This window comes from Paenibacillus sp. FSL K6-0108 (assembly GCF_045040695.1).
Classification (GTDB): Bacteria; Bacillota; Bacilli; order Paenibacillales; family Paenibacillaceae; genus Paenibacillus; species Paenibacillus pabuli_B.
The window spans coordinates 1,604,207-1,624,502 of sequence record NZ_CP150288.1; the positions used below are offsets into that span (position 1 = coordinate 1,604,207).

The window sequence follows — 20,296 nt, forward strand, 5'->3', positions numbered from 1 at the left end:
ATGGCTGAGATTCCGCGTTATTTGGAGGACCAGACGGAGGAACAGATTATGCAGCGTATGCTGGATCGTCTGCCCGCGGATCTGGATAAGTCGGAGGGTTCGTTCCTGTGGGATGCGGAGGCTCCGGTAGCGTTTATGCTATCTGAGGCAGCGCTATGGGCGCAGGAACTGCTGCGGCGCGGATTTGCGAGTACGGCGGCGAGCAGTGATCCGAATTTTCGTTCGGAAGAGCTGGATCTGCGGGCGGGAGAGCATGGCATTACACGGCGGGCTGCTGTAGTGGCGCAAGGTACAGTGAAATTTGCTGGTACGCCTGGGAAAGTGGTGCCTGCGGGCACGGTTGTGGCTACGTTGGCCGATGAAATCTCCGGTGAGGCCTCACTTGAATATGAAACCGTTGGTCGTGTGGAGCTGGGAGAAGATGGTCTGGGTAGTGTTGGTGTGCGGGCGCTCGTTGCCGGAAAAGAAAGCAATGTGCCTGCGGGCACCGTGACCGTGCTGTCTACACCAGTGAGTGGCGTTACCTCTGTAACTAATGTTGAGGTGATTAAGGGCGGTGCGGATATCGAGGCAGATACGGCGCTGTTGGAACGCTTTTATGCCAAAGTCCGCAATCAGGGGACAAGCGGCAACAAATCGCAATATGTGCAGTGGGCCAGTGAAGTACCAGGTGTTGGTGCAACGCGGGTTATTCCGTTATGGCAAGGTCCGGGCACGGTAGGATTGTATTTGCTGGATACGGACAAGCGTGCTGCGGGCACCGATCTGGTAGCGGCGGTGCAGAAGTACGTTGATCCGACGCAGGATGGACAGGGAGAAGGCGTTGCCCCGGCTGGCCCGGTGGTGACGGTGATGCCCGCCGAGGAAGTGCCGATGAACATTCAGGTGAAGCTGACCCTTGCAAGCGATGCGACGCTGGCAGATGTGAGGGCATTGATTGAGGGTGGGGTGACCGCGTATCTGAAACAGTTGGCTTTTGCTGATCCGCTTGTGCGCTACACTCGAATTGCCGCAATCCTGCTCGACATTCCACCGATTATCGATTATTCGGAGCTGACCGTAAACGGTGTGAGCGACCAGAATATCGAGATGACCGCGAGTCAGGTGGCGGTGCTGGGGACGGTGGATGTGCATGAGTAGTGTTGTAGTGGAGGATACGAAGTGCGGATGTGGGGGCAGAGGTAATGTGGGACATTGGGAATGTTCTGACTATGCAGCATCCGGTTCAGCTGGAAATGAAGTAAGTGGTGGGCCAGAAGAGTGCTTGGGTCGTGCGGTACTCCGCTCGGGAACGCAGCATTTGAGCGAAGCGGTTTGCATTGATGTGAAAGGAAGGGAGGGGACAGGGCATGAGTGCTCCTTCTGCTGTACCTGTTGGATTGATGAGTGAGAAAGGGCGGGAATTGTTCTCGTATTTGCCGAGCTACTATGAGACTTCCCGCGTGATGCAGGCGGATATGCAGTCCAAAGGAACCGAGATGGATCTCTTGTATCAGGCGCTGGATGAAACATTGGATCAGTTCTTTGTCCGCACGGCGACATGGGGCCTAGATTTCTGGGAACAGGAGCTTGGCATTGAGACGGATCGTCTCAAACCTGTTGAGCAGCGGCGTGCCGTGGTGGAATCGAAGCTGCGCGGTGCCGGGAAATTTTCCGGCAGACTGGTTGCGAATGTAGCTGAGGCGTATGCCGGGGGCAAGGTGGATATAACTTTTCAGCCGGAAGCGTGGAGTTTTACGGTGAGCTTTGTGGACACGATGGGCATCCCGCCCAATATTGACGATCTCAAACGTGCGATTGATGAACTGAAACCGGCCCACATGGCCGTGGAATATGAGTATCGCTATCTGATCTGGGACGATCTGGACAACAAACGGATGACCTGGGATGAACTGGACGCCGCGTCTCTGACGTGGAATGAACTGGAGGTGTGGGCGTAATGCCAAAAGAAACAGATCGACTGAAATTGCCTCTGCCCTTGGGGAACGAAAACGTAACCCGAGAGAGTTTTAACGGGATTTTTGAAAAGATTGATGCTGGTGTGGCGACACGGGAGGATTTGGAGACATTACGCCAAATGATGGGCGAGATGGACATCCCGGATGCATCCCTTACGGTAAAAGGTAAAGTGCAACTGTCAAATAAGATTGACGGTGACTCTGAAGAACTTGTACCTACTGAAAAGGCGCTCAATGATGCTAGATTAGCTGCTCAAAAATATGTAGACGATAAGCCATGGCAAAAGTACAAGCTCACACAGGATGATGGAATTGTCAAGGTGGTGGGGAGTTCGGATTTAAATGACTATTTGGCCCCTGGATTTTATTTCAGTAGTGTGACTGCAAACGGCCCAATTCAAGGTTCTTTTTATATTGAGGTTATTATTTATTCTTCTTCGTTTTTATTACAAAGGGTTACGACTTTTATTAGTCCGTCAATCACTTATACGCGGATTAGAAATAATAACTCTTGGCATCCTTGGGTATTGCAAACACCAGAAGAAAATCTATGGGGGGCGTTATAGATGGCTGTAATAACACAAAAGTTATACGGAGGTTACGCATCCACCACTTCGGTTGGTAGTATTTATACGGTCCCATGGGGTAAAACAGTTATCCTTAAATCACTAACCATATGCAATACAAGTGCGACTAAACAAATGTTTAGTGTGGAATTAGAAGGCATCGATTTCGCTCGATTACACGACATCGAACCGGGTCAAACTTTGGTTATACCTGTATTAGATCAAGTTATGAAAGCAAGCGAATCTGTGCTTGTTTTTTGCCCGACTGCAAATGCCTTATCAGTTAGGTTAAGTGGCAAGGTAACCGACAGGACAGACATGCTCACCGCCAGAATGAAGGTTAACACAACAGATACCACAGTTATTCCAGCAGGAAAAATGATTGTTAAATCAATAGTCATATGCACACTTTCAACGAGTCCGATAGATTTTTACATGAAACTGGGGAGCGATTATGTCATTTACGGAAAAGCATTAAAACCGTTGGATACCTTGTTTATTCCATTTTTAGATCAGGTATTGGACAACGAATCAGTCGTTTGCCGAGTGTCTAACATGTCAACCTCTGTTACTGTTCATGTCAATGCTTTGGTGGTGAACTAATGCCGAGACTTGAATATTATACGTTGGATAATTACGCGCTGGATGGACCTGATGAGGGGAGGAAGTTTGCTTCAGGCTTTGGATATAACTTAGGAAATAAAAGATTTCTTTATTCAGATGGAACTGCATTTACCTGCGGATATATAAGTGTTACCAATCTGAATTTTTTACCATCGCAAATCATTATCACTTTTCATGATGATGAGGATTTTATATTGGGTTATAATTCCAAAAGAATAGATAACGGCTATCCTGTGTACAACGGGTATAGATGGACAAGCACAGGAACAATGTGGGTTGATTTCCGAGTAGAGGACAAAAGCGCTGGCAGAACTTATATCACAAACGGTGGATTTCAGGTACCGTTGCCATATTTTGAATTGACATCAAGTCCATTTTATTGGAGGGCATACGAATAATGAATATTGGGACTAGAATTATATACGATCAAGACGGTGAGATCATCTATCGAGCTGGTGAAATACAAGGTGATGTACTTCCAAGGAAGGAAATCACTGAACTACATTACATCGATTTGGAGTATGGGGCAATCGATTATCACACTCATCGAATTGTCAGTATCGATCCTGCTACGAAACAACCAGTTTTAGAGGAGCTTCCCATTGTCGAAACACCAGAACAGCAGAAAATAAAAGAATTGGAAGAACAGATTTTGTTGTTAGCCAATGAAAATACAGGAGGGATTTTGTGATGGTAAATGAAGTTGTGGTACGTATTGCAGCAGAAAGAATCTTAAATAAAGGACTTAATCTAAAGACCAGCCAAGTATACCTGCTTGATGACATCACCAATGACGATTACCGTCAAGCCGTTGAGGATTACATTTTGTCAAAATCCGAAGGAATTTAACAAGCGTACCTACGTGGTGCGCTATTTTTATGCCCTATGGAGCAGCTGGCATTTAAAAACCCAAAGGAGGTGAAACCATGGAACGGTGGGAAACTCTATGGAAATGGCTCTTCGCCCTAATAACCAGCTCAGCAACCTACTTCTTCGGAGGTTGGTCAGGCGTGCTCGGAGTACTACTCGTGTTCGTCATCCTCGATTACCTAACGGGCATCGCGGCAGCGGGGATGATTGGTAAGCTGGAGAGCAATGTCGGGATGTTCGGCATCGCACGAAAGGTGTTTATATTTGCAATGGTATCGGTGGCTCATCTGGTGGACGGTGTTTTGGGAGACGGACATTTGTTCAGGGATGCGGTCGCCTTTTTTTATATCGCGAATGAGTTATTGTCCATAATTGAAAATGGGGGCAAATTGGGCGCGCCGATTCCGCCTGCGATTCGGCAGGCCATTGAAGTGCTCAAGGGTAAGGGAGGAGACGGGGGGATTCCCGGCAACTATACTCCTGATTCTAAAGAATCTTTTGTAAAGTCAGATCATGAGGACACTGATCAACAGACTAGAGATGAAGCAAAGTAAGGATTTAGCATTCATTCAAATGTGCCCAGTAGCAAGAGATAGATCAATATTCGAATAGAAAGCCGATCCATTAGCTACAAGTAGTGAAGGAGACGGAATCGATTCTGAAGAAGCGATAGCGGTCGCCTTTGTCCCCGAATTTCAAACCTTTAAGAAAATGAATCAAGAAAATTTGGAGACAACAGCGATCGGAAGAACGATCCGTGTCTGGAACGGTTACGTACCGACTCGGTATTTTTTCCTTAGTGAGTTAATGGATACCTAGTAGTCTACCGACAGACGACATAGAATACGAAGCAGATTGACCAAGCAAACCCACCGACATAACCCATAGCCATCCCAACTTTAGCACTCACCAAAAATCAGGGACACGCACACAAGCAACCCCAGATCCCCAAGCATTAACTATATACAAACGGCAATTTGCCGCATAAAGGGTGTGAGAAACATGCAAACGAGAAGCTCGGGCAACACGCAGGGCATTGACGTCTCCCGGTATCAGAGCACGATCGATTGGGCCAAAGTGAAGGCAAGCGGCATGACATTTGTGTTCATCAAGGCCACCGAAGGGCAGACGTACACCGACCCAAATTTCCAAAAAAACGTAACTGGCGCACTGGCGGCGGGCATGCTGGTCGGAACGTACCATTTCTTCCGTGCAACGACTACCGATGGTGCCAAGGCTGAAGCTGCGCATTATGCCACGACATTGCAAAAAGTAGGAGGCGCCAAGGCGATGCAATTACCTCCTGTCATGGACTACGAGAATAATCCGGGTAACCTGAGCAAAGCTCAGATCAACACGGTAGCTAAAGCTTTTTTAACGGAATTACAACGTCTCACGGGTGTGAAACCGATCATATACACGGGCAATTCATTTGCCGGCAATTTTGATAATTCGATGAGCTCATACGATCTATGGATTGCGCGTTACAGCAACACGCGTGTACCGGATGACAAGCCTGCCTGGAAACGCTGGACATTCTGGCAGTATACGGACTCGGGCAAGGTGAACGGGATCAGCGGCAACGTGGATATGAACGAGTTCCAAGGATCGGCAGCGGAATTAAAAGCAAGATATGCAACAGCAGCACCAAAGCCGCCAGAGCCATCCGAACCCACCAATCCCACAAATCCAACCGAACCACCGAAAGGGGGCGAACCGATGACAGCCGAAGAGAAAGCAGCGTTTGATGCGCTCAAATCCCAAGTTGATAAACTTCAGGCGCGGCAGCAGATGGAAGTTCCAGTCTGGGCAAAAGCGGCCGTGGACGCAGCACTGGCATATGACACCAAAAATCCGCTGTTCAGCATCGATAATGGGGCGAGTTATGATTTTTACCGTTTTATCACGGTTATGTACCGCAGAGGTTTATTCAAAAAATAAGCTGATAAAACTTAAGATATAAGTTGGAGCCGATTTTAAAAGAGGGAACACAACAAGGGACACACGACGCTATTTGTCGAATGGTGTTCCTTTTTTGTGTTTTATGTAAGTGATATTAACATATATAATAAAGTTGAAGACTTATGTCCGTAAATCTCTTGTCTAATTGATGAATGTGATGTAAAGTAAGTTACACGAAATCGATTTTCACCACTGTTTATTTACACAAACCTCCTCATCATGACAAGACTTTAACATGAAAAAGTTATTGTAATGTCTCCCTGTTGTAAAATCCAACATCTCTAGATCAATCTCACAACATTTGAAACAATCCAATCCAACCGCCTTAAGAAACCACTAAAAATTCAGTTCTGTTTAACATACTTTCTTTCTGTTCCAATTGATCACGATCATTAAACTTTTCCAACAACAATTCAGCTATAACGATCTAACTCCATTTCAAATCCCTAGCCAAAACTTTATCCAACATAACACTACCGTTCTCTCTAAGTCAGCCTTATTCGGCTGCGACCAGTTGGTCCCATTTTACTGTTGATTATTGACCTAAGTTCAATTATTGAGCAACAAGTATGGTGCAACAACCACAAGTTTTTATAACTTAGCTCATCTTTCAAAAATTTTAACCAAATGTGTGCGGTTACATCCTGTTTTACATTTCATATATACGCTTTAACTTATTCAGATTTACATCATAGGTATCGCAGGCTTCTAAAGCCTTTCATATGATACAAAGCACCAAACCGATCGATTGTAATCATTGAAGTTTTTTCACGCCAGTATCACACACATTATGAGACAGGGAAGGGTGTTGTACGTATGCGAATGAGAAAAAAATGGTTATCCGGGGTCATGGCCATGGCCATGAGTACAGTGTTGATTCTGTCGGGCTGCTCCAGCACGAGTAACGAAGGTACAGGCAATTCCCCCGCTCCGGCAGAAGGCAGCGAGCCTCCGGCAGAAGTGGCAGCACAGGATACGATGATTATGGGACGCGGCGGAGATTCGGTGGCGCTGGACCCGGCAATCGTTACAGACGGGGAGTCACTAAAGATTGGACATCAGGTATTCGATTCATTGCTGGACTACAAAGAAGGTGGAACCGAGGTTGTTCCTGGACTGGCTGAGAGCTGGGAGATTTCGGCGGATGGACTCAAGTATGACTTCAAGCTGAAGTCCGGCGTGAAATTCCACGATGGTACTGACTTCAACGCAGAGGCTGTGGTGTTCAACTTCAACCGATGGAGTGACCCGGCCAGTGAATATAAATTCGAGGGAGATTCCTTCGACTATTATGACTCCATGTTTGGTCCGGAAGACGGTCGCGTGATCAAGGAAGTAAAGGCGATTGACGAGACAACGGTCGAGTTCACCCTGAACCAGCCACAAGCGCCTTTCCTGCAAAACATTGCGATGACGCCATTCGGCATTGCAAGCCCAACCGCAATTCAGGAGAAAAAGGAAAATTTCAAGAGCGAGCCCGTAGGTACAGGCCCATTTGTATTCAAAGAGTGGAAGCGGAACGACTCCATCACCCTGGAGAAGAATCCGAATTATTGGAAAGAGGGACTGCCGAAGCTGAACAAAGTGATTGTACGTTCCATTCCAGATAACACGGCTCGCTTCAATGCGCTGCAAAACGGCGAGATTGATATCATGGAGGACTTGAACCCGGACGATCTGTCCATCCTTGAGGGGAATAGCGAGCTGCAAAAAATCGAGCGTCCACCATTTAACGTGTCATACATTGGCTTCAATTTTAAGAAAAAACCGTTTGATAACGTGAAAGTAAGACAAGCCCTCAACCATGCGGTAAACAAACAGGGCATTATCGATGCTTTCTTTGCCGGACAAGCGCAACCAGCGGTAAACCCGATGCCGCCAACGCTTTGGGGGTATAACGACAGTATTGAGGACTATGCTTATGATCTGGAAAAAGCAAAAGCGTTGCTTGCCGAAGCTGGCTACCCTGAAGGATTGCCTGATCCGGTAACATTCTATGCCATGCCAGTATCCCGGCCGTATATGCCTGACGGCAAGAAGGTTGCCGAAGCGATTCAGGCCGATTTTGAGAAAATCGGAGTGACCGTCAACATCGAATCACCGGAGTGGGCAACGTATCTGGATGATGCCAAAGCCGGCGAGAAAGACGATATTTACATGCTTGGCTGGACCGGTGATAACGGTGACCCGGATAACTTCCTGTACACACTGCTCGATAAGGATGCAATCCCGGGCAACAACCGCAGCTTTTACGTAAACGAAGAACTGCATACGCTGCTCACGAGTGCGCAGAAAGAAACGGATCAGGACAAACGTGCGGAACTGTACAAGCAGGCGCAAGTGATTATTAAGGAAGATGCGCCGTGGATTCCACTGGTGCACACCACACCCATTTTGGCAGGTAAAGCAAACCTGAAAGATTTCGTACCGTCCCCATTGGGCACGGAATCCTATGCTAATGCCTACTTTGAATAACTTATATATTAGCTGAATTTAGTATTATCAGGACTCATTAGTTACAAAGCGCTGGCGTACACGCAATGCTTGGCAGAACCCACATCAGGATGTAACGATCTAAAGCATGCATGTTTGCCAGCGTTTTTATATGTTAAAGGCAGGTGAATGAGGAGTGAACAGTTACATCGTCAAACGTGTACTTGTGTTACTGCCCGTGCTGCTGGGCATGACCTTGATCGTCTTTTCCATTATCCACGCCATTCCGGGTGATCCGGCAGAGACCATACTCGGGCAAAAGGCTACCGAACAATCCAAGCAAGCGCTGCGTGACCAGCTCGGTCTTGACAAACCATGGTTTCAACAATATTTCGCTTATTTGGGCGATCTGTTTAAGGGAGATCTGGGCACATCCATCCGTACCAAGGTCCCCATTGCCCAGGAAATTGTGCCCTATCTGACGGCAACCCTCGAATTAACGATGGCAAGCATGCTGTTTGCGATCATCATTGGTGTGAATGCTGGAATTGTCAGTGCGTGGAAACATAACTCGTGGTTTGATTACTGCTGTATGGTCATTGCATTGGTGGGTGTATCGATGCCAATCTTCTGGCTTGGATTGATGGAACAGTGGCTGTTTGCAAATAAACTGCACTGGCTGCCGTCCATCGGGAGGATGAATGCGCGTGATCCGATTGAAGCCATTACAGGCTTGTATGTGCTGGATACCATGATTGCAGGACGCTGGGATCAGCTGTGGACAGTAACAAAACATTTGCTGCTGCCAAGTATTGCGCTCGGAACAATTCCGATGGCTGTGATTGCCCGGATGACGCGTTCCAGCATGCTCGAAGTAATGAGTTCGGATTATATCCGAACGGCGAAGGCGAAGGGGCTCGGCCCGTTTTTCGTCGTATATGGACATGCGTTGAAAAATGCGTTTATTCCCGTGCTCACCGTCATCGGCATACAGACCGGATCTTTGCTGGGGGGAGCCGTGCTGACGGAAACGATCTTTGCTTGGCCCGGTGTCGGTCGCTATATATATGAAGCAATTAGTTCGCGCGACTATCCGGTGATCCAGAGCGGTATCCTGATTGTGGCCTTCTTCTTCGTAGTGATTAATCTGATTGTAGACTTACTGTACGCCGTATTCGATCCTCGCATTAGTTATAAATGAGTATGAACAGAAGGGAGACGCCGCATGGCCAAATTATCGACCAATACCGGAGCTTCCATTGACGCCGCGTCGGCACCTGCATCGGGTCCGTGGCGTGAAGCCTGGAGAACGTTTCGGAAAAATCGGCTTGCGCTGGCAGGCTTGATCATTATCGTTTTTTTCATTCTGATGGCCTTTGCTGCCCCGTACATTGCCCCATATGATTACAAAGAGCAGGTACTCACAGATCGTCTGCAAGCCCCTTCGGCAGAGCATTGGTTTGGTACCGATGATCTGGGGCGTGACGTTTTCTCCAGAGTGCTGCACGGAGCGCGTATTTCATTGTGGGTTGGCTTCTTTTCTGTTATTGGCTCTATTATTGCGGGCGCATTGCTCGGTCTGATTGCCGGATTTTATGGAAAATGGGCAGATATGCTCATATCACGTTTGTTCGATATCCTGCTCGCTTTCCCAGCTATCCTGTTAGCAATCGCCATCGTGGCGATTCTCGGCCCGTCTTTGCAAAATGCACTGCTCGCGATCGCGATCGTGAACATCCCGACCTACGGACGACTGGTGCGTTCCAGGGTACTTAGCTTGAGACAGGAGGAATTCATAACATCGGCACGTACGCTGGGGGCTGGCAATATGCGCATTCTGTTCCGGCACATCTTGCCCAATAGCCTTACCCCGCTCATTGTACAAGGCACACTGGGAATTGGAACAGCGATTATTGAAGCGGCTGCGCTTGGATTCCTCGGCATGGGGGCACAACCACCCGACCCGGAATGGGGCAAAATGCTGTCGGATTCCCGCCAGTTTCTGCAAAAAGCACCGTGGACGCTTATTTTCCCCGGACTTTCCATCATGTTCACTGTGCTTGGTTTCAACTTGCTCGGGGACGGCCTGCGCGATACCCTGGATCCAAAGATGGCCAAAAAGTAGAGGTTCGCATCTTTGATTGCTTTTCTGGTGGCATTTCTAGTTGCTACACTAGTTGCAACCCGTTGCATCATTAACTAAGTCACCGACGCTGATCCAAATCTAACGAACCTAGGAAGCCTTATTTCGCGAGTTGCTGCCACTTTCTCAGTCTAACGAATCACACACACGCTATTTTCCGAAAAACCTGCGGAAAGCCTCGAAAGGTCGGCTTTAGATAGAAATAGCGTGCCTACGATTCTTTAGATTGCGAAAACATCCTAAAAAGACCAATTAACGTCTGTGAGGTTCGTTAGCATTTGGCTTGCCAATGCTACCCACAATCATTGCCATCTGCCTCCAAGCCGGTTCGAACTTTGGTTCGGAGCGGCTTTTGTATTGCCTGATGTATTGAGCTAGAATAGGTAGAGATGTGCAAAACTTGAAGTGTCATTCGATCATTTTGTTAAAATAACCGCTTTCGTATTGACACCCAATTTTCCCATATGTTATATAAAAGGAAGGGTTTAGCACTCCGGTCATCAGAGTGCTAACAAATGATGTTTTTACTACACGACTACATATGGAATGATTGTGTTTTTGAATATGGATAAAGTGAAACTTGAATAGGACATGGAGAGTGCAGGGGCTAGAAAAGATTTTGGGAATTGTAGTTTGTCTCCCCGGATTTTTCCGATTTAAAGATGTCTTAGCATTAGCAAGTATTTGGCGAAACAACTTCAGTAGTGGAGGGGACGGAATCGATTCTTAAGAAGCGGTAGCGTTCGCCTTTGTCTCCGAATTTCTAACCATTTCAGAATAGTTCAAGAAAATTTGGAGACAACAGCGATCGAAAGAACGATCCGTAACCGGAACGGCCACCAGAAGAACATCAATTACTTGTATTAGTGTTGAGCCCTGAATATGAAATCAAAGAAATCTGGGGATAAAAGCGATTGAAGGCTTTTCTAGCAACGTAACATTCTGCATGGGAGTATTCAAAGGTTTGCTTTCTATATTCAACCAAATCATTCGATATCCAAATTGAAAGGAGACACCCATTCATGGCTAAAAAAGAATTTCAGGCTGAATCCAAACGCTTGCTGGATATGATGATCAACTCCATTTACACCCAAAGAGAAATCTTTTTGAGAGAACTGATCTCCAACTCCAGCGACGCCATTGACAAAATATATTACAAAGCACTAACGGACGACACACTCGTCTTCAACAAAGAGGACTACTATATCAAGCTCACGATCGACAAAGAGAACCGTACGCTTACACTGACCGATACAGGAATCGGGATGACCCAGGAAGAGCTGGAGAACAATCTGGGGGTTATTGCGAAGAGTGGCTCGCTGGCGTTCAAGAAAGAGAATGAAGCCAAAGACGGACACAACATCATCGGACAATTCGGGGTTGGTTTCTACTCCGCATTTATGGTGGCGGACAAGCTCACGGTAACCAGTAAAACACTGGGCAGCGACGAAGCATGGAAATGGGAATCCGAAGGCGCGGATGGATACACGATCTCTCCAGCTGAGAAAGATTCCGTGGGTACGGAAATCGTCCTGACGATCAAACAAAATACCGAAGAAGATTCGTATGACGAATTTTTGGAAGAGTACCGCCTGAGATCCATCATTAAGAAATACTCCGACTTCATTCGTTACCCGATCAAGATGGATGTGACAGGTCAGCGTCCTAAGGAAGGTACAGAAAACGAGTTCGAAGAATACAAAGAAGAGCAAACCGTGAACAGCATGGTGCCGATCTGGCGCAAAAATAAAAGCGAATTGACCGAAGAAGACTACAACAACTTTTATATGGAAAAACGCTACGGTTTTGACAAACCGCTCAAACACCTGCACATCAGCGCGGATGGCGCAGTGGTATATAATGCAATCCTGTTTATCCCGGAGAACACACCGTTTGATTATTATACAAAAGAGTATGAAAAAGGCCTCGAACTGTACTCTAACGGTGTATTGATTATGGACAAATGCGGCGATCTGCTGCCAGATTACTTCGGATTTGTAAAAGGTATGGTCGATTCGGAAGACCTGTCCCTGAACATCTCCCGTGAAATGCTGCAGCACGACCGTCAGCTCAGTCTAATCGCGAAGAACATCAAGAACAAGATCAAGAGCCAACTGCAAAGCCTGCTCAAAGACGAGCGTGAGAACTATGAGAAGTTCTACCAAGCGTTTGGCCGTCAGCTGAAGTATGGCGTATACAGCGATTATGGTGTGAACAAAGATACCCTGCAGGATCTGCTCTTGTTCTCTTCTTCCAAAGAGAAGAAGCTGGTAAGCCTGGACGAGTATGTTTCCAGAATGCCGGAAGATCAGAAGTACATTTACTACGCGTCCGGTGAATCCATTGAACGGATTGAGAAGCTGCCACAAATCGAGGGTGTACTCGATAAAGGTTATGAAGTCTTGTACTTCACCGACGACATTGATGAGTTCGCAATCAAAATGATCACGAATTACAAAGAGAAAGAATTCAAGTCCATCTCCAGCGGTGACCTGGGTATCGAGGACAGTGCAGACAAAGAAGAAACAGACGCACAGGACAACGACAACAAAGAGTTGTTCGAAGCGATGCAAGCACAGCTCGGCGGCAAAGTAAAAGCTGTTAAAGCATCCAAACGCCTGAGAAGCCACCCGGTATGTTTGTCCACTGAAGGCGAACTGACGATTGAGATGGAGAAAATCCTGAAAGCTATGCCGAACAGCGAAAATGTACAGGCGGATAAAGTGCTGGAAATCAACGTCAATCACGATGTCTTCAAATCCTTGAAAGACGCATTTGCACAGGATAAAGAAAAGCTGAGCCTATACACAAGCTTGCTATACCATCAAGCATTGCTGATCGAAGGACTTCCAATTCAAGACCCGGTAGAGTTCACCAACGATATCTGCAAAGTAATGGTGTAAATACACAATACTACAGTGATATAACGGTAGTAACGAGAAAGCAGGACATTTTACGCAGCGGAAGGGTTTAAGGTAATCTTCTGTAAGTTGTAACGTCCTAAATTTTGCGCGCACCATCTTCACTCCGACAGGGTATTTCCGCCCTGTCGGTTTTTTTTTATTGTATCTTACCTATGCGGAGGGGATGTGAGATAACGAAAAAATCTTTGAAGTAATTTTCAAAAAAAGAATGAACTATTCTTGCTGAAAAATTACTTTGGCATTGATACAAATCATATGTGGTGATACAATTTGTATCAAATGCAATATTGAGAGGTGAAAATATATTAAAGTATTATCCGCACCTAAGCCTTTTGATAATTATTTTAAAATATGGGCCATTGTTTTACCTATAAATTCTTGGGTTTTAATGCCTTCAAATCCAGGAACAACGCCGGGGCTGCTTTTATCCTTATTGTCAGTTGTTTTTGTACTTTTATTTGCCATTAGTCTAAAATTCAAAAATAATACGGAAGTTAAACAGGTAACAAATTATTTTTATAGAGATATAATTATTTTCGTTTACGTGTTAACGCTATTTAACGGTTTAGCACAATTAACTGTTTTATTCAAAATGAATGAAGGATATGACTACAATTTTGTGCACAATGTTATATTAGTTAACGAAAATGGGCATGTTTTTTTAAGATCTAGCCTATTTACTCAATCCATATATCTTATTGCTGCTTCAATAATTTGCTTTTATACTAAGTACTTTTACAAGAAGGAATGGAATAAGTTCATATTCATAGGTACTTCTATATTTCTTATTTATGGATTTTACGAATGGATTTATTATTTACTATTTGGAACAACTGGAGATTTTTTGAGTAACAGAGTTTTTGCTTTAGATATTAACGGTGATCCTAGACTGGGGAGCATGAGTCAGAGAACGGATGCTTTTGGAATAGATACACTTCGAATGAAGAGTCTAACTGGAGAACCAAGCGCTTTCGCACTTACTGTATTACCTCTCTGGGTATTTGCAATACATTTACGCAAACCTTTATTCCACATTCCCATGCTAATAGCATTAATTTTATCTACCTCTTCAACCGCTTTTTTAGGTATATTAATTTATTTCGTATATAGAGTTTTGCGTTACCATTTAAGAGATAGGTATTGTCAAATACTCCTATATTTCTCCACAATTTTAGTTATTCTAAATTATAAAAAGGTTACCTCTGTTCTTGAATTCTTACTATTTAATAAGATTGATTCCCACTCAGGGAATCAAAGATCCTCTTCAATGTTCACACATTTGGAATACTTTTCCCATATGCCATTTTTCAATAAGTTGTTCGGGGTTGGATTTGGATATGTTCGTTCAACCGATTTTTTCTCTACATTATTGGTTAATAGCGGTATTATTGGATTTATTTTTTTTAGTATATTTTTCTTATATCCAATGTTTAAATTAAAGAAAAACTATTTTAATGATGGTCTTAAAATTTCTTTACTAATCATTTATGTATCCTTAATGATATCTGTCCCGGAGTTTTCCTACTTGACCACATGGTTATTTTTGGGGATAAGTTACAATCAGCTAGCGAGAGAAAAAAAATCAACGATTTTCCCTAACTTAAATCCCGTAAAATTTCAATCATCAAAAGTAATATGAGTATATCGAGACTTAGATTTGGATGTTCGGTAAAGTAGATTTTTCTCATTCTTTGGGAAATACTTTACCGAACTTTTTTTTAGAATTTAATCAATGGAATACCTTGTCCTTATAAGCCCAATTTTCGTACCCAGAATGTTGACTTAAAACCATAAAGGCGTATGTGAGGTTTCAATACAGTGTTTCTGTTGACTAAAAAACATCTCGCTTGTTACTGTACATAAGCTAAATTAAAAGCAGGAATGGCTTGCCATTTTTTGTGTCGATAAGGTTCATAATGTGGATTTCCAACCTTTGATTCAACAACTGATGATGTTTTTTACTCAATAATTCTCAAACTCATATTCAAATGATTAGACATCTATTCTTAGCTAACTAAAGGATCGATCTCTAATTTACCGAGTTGTATTAAAGATTAGTTTGGAGATTGGACTGAGAAAGTATATCTTCATTTTATATCATTATCATTTAGGTGCACGGACGATAGTCTGGCGGGGTATAATAAGAGAAGACGACTGTGCATCATAAGTTGATGTGAGAAGAGATGACAATCGCAGATAGGTTTTGCTTTTCGAAACTGCAGAATATGTGTATAATCACTCAAAATAGAGACAGTCGGCTAGGAGTGATCAACATGCAATGGAACGATCTGAGAGAACATAGACAATATCCTGAACTAACGAAGCTGGATGGGGCTCGTGCCGCTTATGAGCGCGACTATTCCAGACTGATACATTCACCGACCTTCCGTCGGCTGCAAGGAAAATCGCAGGTGTTTGGTGCAGGAACGGGCGATTATTATCGCACGCGATTGACGCATTCCCTGGAGGTGGCGCAGATTGCGCGAGAAGCAGCAAGAAGCTTGCTGCGTCGCTATCCCGAGGTGGAATTGAACCAAGCAGACAGCCCCGGACTGATTATCGATTCGGAAGTGGTGGAGTGTGCCGCGATTGCGCATGACTTCGGTCACCCGCCTTTTGGGCATAAAGGAGAAGAAGTGCTGGATGGCATCCTCGATGATCTAATCAACACCGAGGCCAAGAAAATGATGAAGAAAAATCGTGGTGCCAAATCCCCTCAACCGGAATCGGAGATTCGTGCAGCGTTGAAGCGGAAATATGAACATTTTGAAGGTAATGCGCATAACTTCCGCCTCATTATGTTTCTGGAGAAAAGGGAGGATATCGATGGGTTGAACCTGTCGGATGCGGTGCTGCTGGGCATCAACAAGTACCCGTATCCGGGTACGGAGAGCAAGAAGGGCATGTATCATCATGAATGGCAGTATATCCGCGAGATTCGCGATCGTTGGGACATTCCCTCTGGCAAAAAGACGCTTGAAGCGCAGCTCATGGATCTTTGCGATGATATTGCGTATTCCGCACATGATCTGGAAGATGGCATCAAAGCAGGCAAAATCGAAGTACACGAGCATTTCCTGCAAGATCCGCATATCAATCGACTGATTGTGGATAAAATTACGACATTAGAGGATCTGTTCTGGAACGGATGGACAAGGGAAGCGATTGGCAAAAAAGTCGAAGAAGTCCTCGCTTCGTTCCTGCGCATCTGGAATGAAAAGATGCCGTTCTGCGAGCATGACTACTCTCGTACCCGCCGTGAGGTCAAGGCTTACTGGGTCAGCCTTTTTGTCGCCAGCCTGGGCGTTATTGATGACGGGGACTGGAAAAAGGTGACGTTTGTCCGTGAAGGTGCCGAGGATCTCGATATGCTGCGTACGGTAAGTGTGCTCAAAAGCTTTGCCTGGGTGACCATGATTCGTGACCTGCGTGTGCAAAGGCTGCAAAAGCGCAGCGAATGGATGATCAAGCGTCTGTGGGATGCTTTCCTTGATCCGGAAACGTCAAAGTCCATTATTCCATCCGATTGGCTGCAGCGTTATGAGAAAGATCAGGCGAAGGCGAATCCAATCTGGACATGGGAGCATATGGTGATCGATTATATTGCCGGGATGACGGACGCTTTTGCCGAGAAAATCTACAATGAACTATACGGCCTCAAGGTCGGTTCCATCTACGATCTGGATTAGAGATAAGGAAGACGAAGGGAGATGAGACGCTTGGGTGCGAACATCAGTGGAAAATACAATCTGGGCGTACTTGACCTTGTTCCAAGGCTGAACGGCGCCACAGCAGAACAGGCGCTTCAACAATCCGTTACACTTGCGAAGCATGCTGAAGAGTGGGGCTATTCAAGGTACTGGACGTCTGAGCACCATGACATGGATGAACTTGCATCAGCATCACCGGAAGTACTGCTTGCCCATATTGGCGCGCGAACGAACACGATTCAGCTTGGCTCCGGTGCCGTACTGTTACCGCACTATAGCCCGCTTAAGGTAGCAGAGTCGTTCCGACTGCTGGCGGCGCTCTACCCGGGACGGGTTGAACTCGGTTTGGGACGAGCTCCTGGGGGTGGCCCGCATGCAACGATGGCCTTGAGTGGCAATTACTTGCAGCATGTGTCCAAGCTGCCAGAATCACTCGCGGCACTGACCGAATTGCTGGAAGACCGTTACACTTATGAGGAACATCTAGTGACGGCCCGCCCGATTCCGGAGCTTCCTTTATCCTTATGGATGCTGGGGACCAACGTAAAGAGTGCTGAGTTTGCCGCCCGTTTTGGCATGGGGTATGTATTTGGACAATTCATGAGTGATGCGGATGGTACAGAGGCTGTTCGGCGTTACCGGGAGGGCTTTATCCCCAGCGCCACAAGGAAAGAGCCTGAGGTTATGGTTGCTGTCAGTATGCTGTGTGCGGAGAAGCAGGAAGATGCGGTGACCTGGAGCCGCGAAATGGCGGAGAGACGCAGAGCTGTTGGAAAAGAAATTTCAACGCAGTCTGACCATGTCAGCATAAGTACCAGCACCAACGACAGGACCGATGCCAATGAGAATAAGGTACAACGGCATTATGCCGGTACACCTGAACAGGTCTGGAACCAGCTGCAGCAGGTGTGCCAAAGGCTGAATACGGATCGGCTGCTTGTAGTAACAACTGGACCGGATTACGAGAGAAGGTTGGCCTCCTACAAGTTACTGATGAACGCATAAGAGGGCGGCTCTTAGTCGTTATGATACTAAGAATGGCAGGTTCCATACCCGCCATCTGCTTGGATTCAAATCGTAAGAGCTGCAGATCGGATATTCACCGTATGCTGCAGCTCTTTTTTTGCTTCATTTTAGTCAAAATTCTACATCATTCAATCCCGTTCAGCAGGTGCTGTGAAACAATCACAAGATTTTACAAAATAAAGTATGATCAAAACAAAAGAATGTTATAATACTTTACGTCTCTTTACCTGTATATATAATTATAGAAAAGAGTATTTTGCAAGATGCCAAAAGAAGGGTAAAACAACGACAAAAGCACCTATAATTCGGAAGTGGCCGAAGATGGGCACAAGGGGGAAATCACATGTTCAGCAGATTCAGGATCAAGAGTATCGGTCTGCGTATCAGCATCGCGTTCTATTTATTAATCCTCTGTTTAATTCTTCTTAGTGTCACAATTGTTATACAAATGAACTCGATGGAAAAAAACACGAATATGATCACCAACAACTGGATGCCTTCCATTCAGCAAATTAACCGTTTGAATTATACAACAGAGCATATCTTGTCATTGAGCTATCGCCACTATGATGCACAGGCAGGGGCCAAAGCGGACCTCGCTGAAGAGCGCACCAAATATATTCGTGAAACGGCTCAGGCTATTAAAATATATGATCAGCAGGACAAGGCAGCTGAAGAACAAGAACATTGGGAAGAGCTAAAGACGAAGTGGGAAGCTTACCTTAAAATCAACACGCAAGCCATCAAGCTGAGTGACGAAGGTCAGGAACAACTGGCTAAGGAAGTATCCGAAAAAGGAGCAGCTTCCTTTGATTCGATGCAAGTCCATCTGGATTTTCTGGTGGAATACAATCAGGAGCAGTCCGATCTCTCAGCGGCTCAGACAATTCGATCCGTTCAGGATGGCCGAATTATTATTATCATTGGTGTTCTGGTCATGATTATGATTACAGCAATAGTAATTCCGATCATCCGTTCACAAGTTATTAAACCGCTGCTACGGGTGATCAGTGCCGTGAAACTGATTGCGGAAGGTCAATTGAATGTCCAGGACATACATACCAAACATGAAGACGAAGTTGGTGTACTTGCCAAAGCCGTGAATGACATGAAAGGTAATCTGACCTCCATGGTACTGAATGTCAGACGAATCGCTGAAGCTGTCAACCGCCAAAGCAGCGAATTGGCCATTTCCTCTGAAGAGGTTAAGATCGGCAGTCGCCAAATTGCTCTAACGATGGAAGAGTCGGCAAAAGCAGCAGAGAGTCAGGCGGGAACGGCTGTTGAATCCGCCCGCACCGTCGAGGAATTGAACGCACATATTCTGCAACATTCGGAGCAGGGGAACCAGCTTCGGCTGATGTCAGACCTCATTCTGAAACAAGGGCTGAACGGTCGGGAGTCCATGGAGCAATCCGTGAATCAGATGCAGCAGATTGCTGGTGTAGTCTCGTCTTCCATGAACAAGATGGAGCAGCTTGACCGCAAAAACGAAAACATCTCACAGTTGGTTCAAGTCATTCATGACATTGCGCGCCAAACTAACCTGCTCGCATTGAACGCTTCTATTGAAGCTGCCCGTGCAGGAGAGAGCGGACGCGGATTTGCAGTCGTTGCAGCAGAAGTGCGGAAGTTGTCGGAAGCCGTTCGGACATCTGTAGAAGAGATTACTGTCATCACGGAGGATATTCAGAAGGATTCCCAGGGTGTAGTCGAGGAATTGCGAACAGGTGTACTGGAGACAGAGCGTGGACAACAGCAAGTACGTAATTCCGGCAATCTGTTCCGCACCATTAGTGAGTCGGTGGAAGGTATGGTTCAGGTCATTGGTACAATGACAGATGGTTTGAAGGGCATGCAGGAAGCGAGCGGACGCATGCATCAGTTCAGTCAACAAATTTCGGCAGTATCGGAGGAATCCGCAGCCGGCGTAGAAGAAGTGTCAGCGTCGGCCGAAGAACAGGTGAGTTCAATGGAAACGATTAGCGGCAATATTAACACATTGAAAGAATTGTCCGAAGATCTGCTTGCTTCCATTGAAAAATTAAAAATATAAAACCTCTTCTTATAATAGAAGAAA

18 protein-coding genes are annotated in these 20,296 nt (G+C 45.7%); all 18 read left to right on the forward strand.

Features of this window, described 5'->3' with window-relative positions; all coding sequences use genetic code 11:
• Window positions 1-1,140 carry a baseplate J/gp47 family protein gene (locus MHB49_RS07255; protein ID WP_405155617.1) on the forward strand — a complete coding sequence of 380 codons (1,140 nt, stop codon included), beginning with the start codon at window positions 1-3 and terminating at the stop codon, window positions 1,138-1,140.
• A complete protein-coding gene (locus MHB49_RS07260; protein WP_405155618.1) occupies window positions 1,133-1,390 on the forward strand; it encodes a hypothetical protein in 258 nt (85 codons plus the stop codon). The genes MHB49_RS07255 and MHB49_RS07260 overlap by 8 nt, the downstream gene beginning before the upstream one ends.
• Window positions 1,350-1,940, forward strand: a complete 591-nt coding sequence (locus tag MHB49_RS07265; RefSeq protein ID WP_405155619.1) for a YmfQ family protein — start codon at window positions 1,350-1,352, stop codon at window positions 1,938-1,940. The genes MHB49_RS07260 and MHB49_RS07265 overlap by 41 nt, the downstream gene beginning before the upstream one ends.
• Window positions 1,940-2,524, forward strand: coding sequence for a pyocin knob domain-containing protein (locus tag MHB49_RS07270; RefSeq protein ID WP_405155620.1), 585 nt, complete (start codon window positions 1,940-1,942; stop codon window positions 2,522-2,524). Before MHB49_RS07265 ends, MHB49_RS07270 begins: the two co-directional genes overlap by 1 nt.
• Window positions 2,525-3,127, forward strand: coding sequence for a hypothetical protein (locus MHB49_RS07275; protein ID WP_405155621.1), 603 nt, complete (start codon window positions 2,525-2,527; stop codon window positions 3,125-3,127). It begins immediately after the preceding gene.
• On the forward strand, window positions 3,127-3,546 hold the full coding sequence (locus tag MHB49_RS07280; protein WP_405155622.1) for a hypothetical protein: 420 nt from the start codon (window positions 3,127-3,129) through the stop codon (window positions 3,544-3,546). Before MHB49_RS07275 ends, MHB49_RS07280 begins: the two co-directional genes overlap by 1 nt.
• Window positions 3,546-3,839 (forward strand): hypothetical protein, encoded by a 294-nt coding sequence (locus MHB49_RS07285; protein ID WP_405155623.1) that lies wholly within the window; start codon window positions 3,546-3,548, stop codon window positions 3,837-3,839. The genes MHB49_RS07280 and MHB49_RS07285 overlap by 1 nt, the downstream gene beginning before the upstream one ends.
• A complete protein-coding gene (locus tag MHB49_RS07290) occupies window positions 3,839-3,997 on the forward strand; it encodes a hypothetical protein (protein ID WP_405155624.1) in 159 nt (52 codons plus the stop codon). Before MHB49_RS07285 ends, MHB49_RS07290 begins: the two co-directional genes overlap by 1 nt.
• A 77-nt stretch (window positions 3,998-4,074) precedes the next feature.
• Window positions 4,075-4,572 carry a holin family protein gene (locus MHB49_RS07295; RefSeq protein ID WP_405155625.1) on the forward strand — a complete coding sequence of 166 codons (498 nt, stop codon included), beginning with the start codon at window positions 4,075-4,077 and terminating at the stop codon, window positions 4,570-4,572.
• A 448-nt stretch (window positions 4,573-5,020) separates the two neighbouring features.
• On the forward strand, window positions 5,021-5,959 hold the full coding sequence (locus MHB49_RS07300; protein ID WP_405155626.1) for a glycoside hydrolase family 25 protein: 939 nt from the start codon (window positions 5,021-5,023) through the stop codon (window positions 5,957-5,959).
• Window positions 5,960-6,802: 843 nt separating this feature from the next.
• Window positions 6,803-8,455 carry an ABC transporter substrate-binding protein gene (locus MHB49_RS07305; protein WP_405155627.1) on the forward strand — a complete coding sequence of 551 codons (1,653 nt, stop codon included), beginning with the start codon at window positions 6,803-6,805 and terminating at the stop codon, window positions 8,453-8,455.
• 154 nt (window positions 8,456-8,609) lie between these two features.
• On the forward strand, window positions 8,610-9,614 hold the full coding sequence (locus MHB49_RS07310; protein WP_024632912.1) for an ABC transporter permease: 1,005 nt from the start codon (window positions 8,610-8,612) through the stop codon (window positions 9,612-9,614).
• A gap of 24 nt (window positions 9,615-9,638) precedes the next feature.
• Entirely contained in the window at window positions 9,639-10,538 is a 900-nt protein-coding gene (gene nikC, locus MHB49_RS07315) for a nickel transporter permease (RefSeq protein WP_405155628.1), read from the forward strand.
• Window positions 10,539-11,578: 1,040 nt separating this feature from the next.
• Window positions 11,579-13,459, forward strand: a complete 1,881-nt coding sequence (htpG, locus tag MHB49_RS07320; RefSeq protein WP_072734365.1) for a molecular chaperone HtpG — start codon at window positions 11,579-11,581, stop codon at window positions 13,457-13,459.
• Window positions 13,460-13,868: 409 nt separating this feature from the next.
• A complete protein-coding gene (locus MHB49_RS07325; RefSeq protein ID WP_405155629.1) occupies window positions 13,869-15,119 on the forward strand; it encodes a hypothetical protein in 1,251 nt (416 codons plus the stop codon).
• Between the two features lie 634 nt (window positions 15,120-15,753).
• Entirely contained in the window at window positions 15,754-17,169 is a 1,416-nt protein-coding gene (locus tag MHB49_RS07330; RefSeq protein WP_405155630.1) for a deoxyguanosinetriphosphate triphosphohydrolase family protein, read from the forward strand.
• A gap of 21 nt (window positions 17,170-17,190) precedes the next feature.
• Entirely contained in the window at window positions 17,191-18,195 is a 1,005-nt protein-coding gene (locus MHB49_RS07335; RefSeq protein ID WP_405155631.1) for an MsnO8 family LLM class oxidoreductase, read from the forward strand.
• Window positions 18,196-18,559: 364 nt separating this feature from the next.
• Complete coding sequence (locus MHB49_RS07340; RefSeq protein ID WP_405155632.1) at window positions 18,560-20,272, forward strand: methyl-accepting chemotaxis protein; 1,713 nt, start codon at window positions 18,560-18,562, stop codon at window positions 20,270-20,272.
• Window positions 20,273-20,296: the final 24 nt, after the last annotated feature.

What these genes read in the sequence shown, in the direction of transcription:
- MHB49_RS07255 (WP_405155617.1), top strand. Translation starts at nt 1, where the DNA reads ATGGCTGAGATTCCGCGTTATTTGGAGGACCAGACGGAGGAACAGATT.
- MHB49_RS07260 (WP_405155618.1), top strand. Translation starts at nt 1,133, where the DNA reads ATGAGTAGTGTTGTAGTGGAGGATACGAAGTGCGGATGTGGGGGCAGA.
- MHB49_RS07265 (WP_405155619.1), top strand. Translation starts at nt 1,350, where the DNA reads ATGAGTGCTCCTTCTGCTGTACCTGTTGGATTGATGAGTGAGAAAGGG.
- MHB49_RS07270 (WP_405155620.1), top strand. Translation starts at nt 1,940, where the DNA reads ATGCCAAAAGAAACAGATCGACTGAAATTGCCTCTGCCCTTGGGGAAC.
- MHB49_RS07275 (WP_405155621.1), top strand. Translation starts at nt 2,525, where the DNA reads ATGGCTGTAATAACACAAAAGTTATACGGAGGTTACGCATCCACCACT.
- MHB49_RS07280 (WP_405155622.1), top strand. Translation starts at nt 3,127, where the DNA reads ATGCCGAGACTTGAATATTATACGTTGGATAATTACGCGCTGGATGGA.
- MHB49_RS07285 (WP_405155623.1), top strand. Translation starts at nt 3,546, where the DNA reads ATGAATATTGGGACTAGAATTATATACGATCAAGACGGTGAGATCATC.
- MHB49_RS07290 (WP_405155624.1), top strand. Translation starts at nt 3,839, where the DNA reads ATGGTAAATGAAGTTGTGGTACGTATTGCAGCAGAAAGAATCTTAAAT.
- MHB49_RS07295 (WP_405155625.1), top strand. Translation starts at nt 4,075, where the DNA reads ATGGAACGGTGGGAAACTCTATGGAAATGGCTCTTCGCCCTAATAACC.
- MHB49_RS07300 (WP_405155626.1), top strand. Translation starts at nt 5,021, where the DNA reads ATGCAAACGAGAAGCTCGGGCAACACGCAGGGCATTGACGTCTCCCGG.
- MHB49_RS07305 (WP_405155627.1), top strand. Translation starts at nt 6,803, where the DNA reads ATGAGAAAAAAATGGTTATCCGGGGTCATGGCCATGGCCATGAGTACA.
- nikC (WP_405155628.1), top strand. Translation starts at nt 9,639, where the DNA reads ATGGCCAAATTATCGACCAATACCGGAGCTTCCATTGACGCCGCGTCG.
- htpG (WP_072734365.1), top strand. Translation starts at nt 11,579, where the DNA reads ATGGCTAAAAAAGAATTTCAGGCTGAATCCAAACGCTTGCTGGATATG.
- MHB49_RS07325 (WP_405155629.1), top strand. Translation starts at nt 13,869, where the DNA reads ATGCCTTCAAATCCAGGAACAACGCCGGGGCTGCTTTTATCCTTATTG.
- MHB49_RS07330 (WP_405155630.1), top strand. Translation starts at nt 15,754, where the DNA reads ATGCAATGGAACGATCTGAGAGAACATAGACAATATCCTGAACTAACG.
- MHB49_RS07335 (WP_405155631.1), top strand. Translation starts at nt 17,191, where the DNA reads ATGAGACGCTTGGGTGCGAACATCAGTGGAAAATACAATCTGGGCGTA.
- MHB49_RS07340 (WP_405155632.1), top strand. Translation starts at nt 18,560, where the DNA reads ATGTTCAGCAGATTCAGGATCAAGAGTATCGGTCTGCGTATCAGCATC.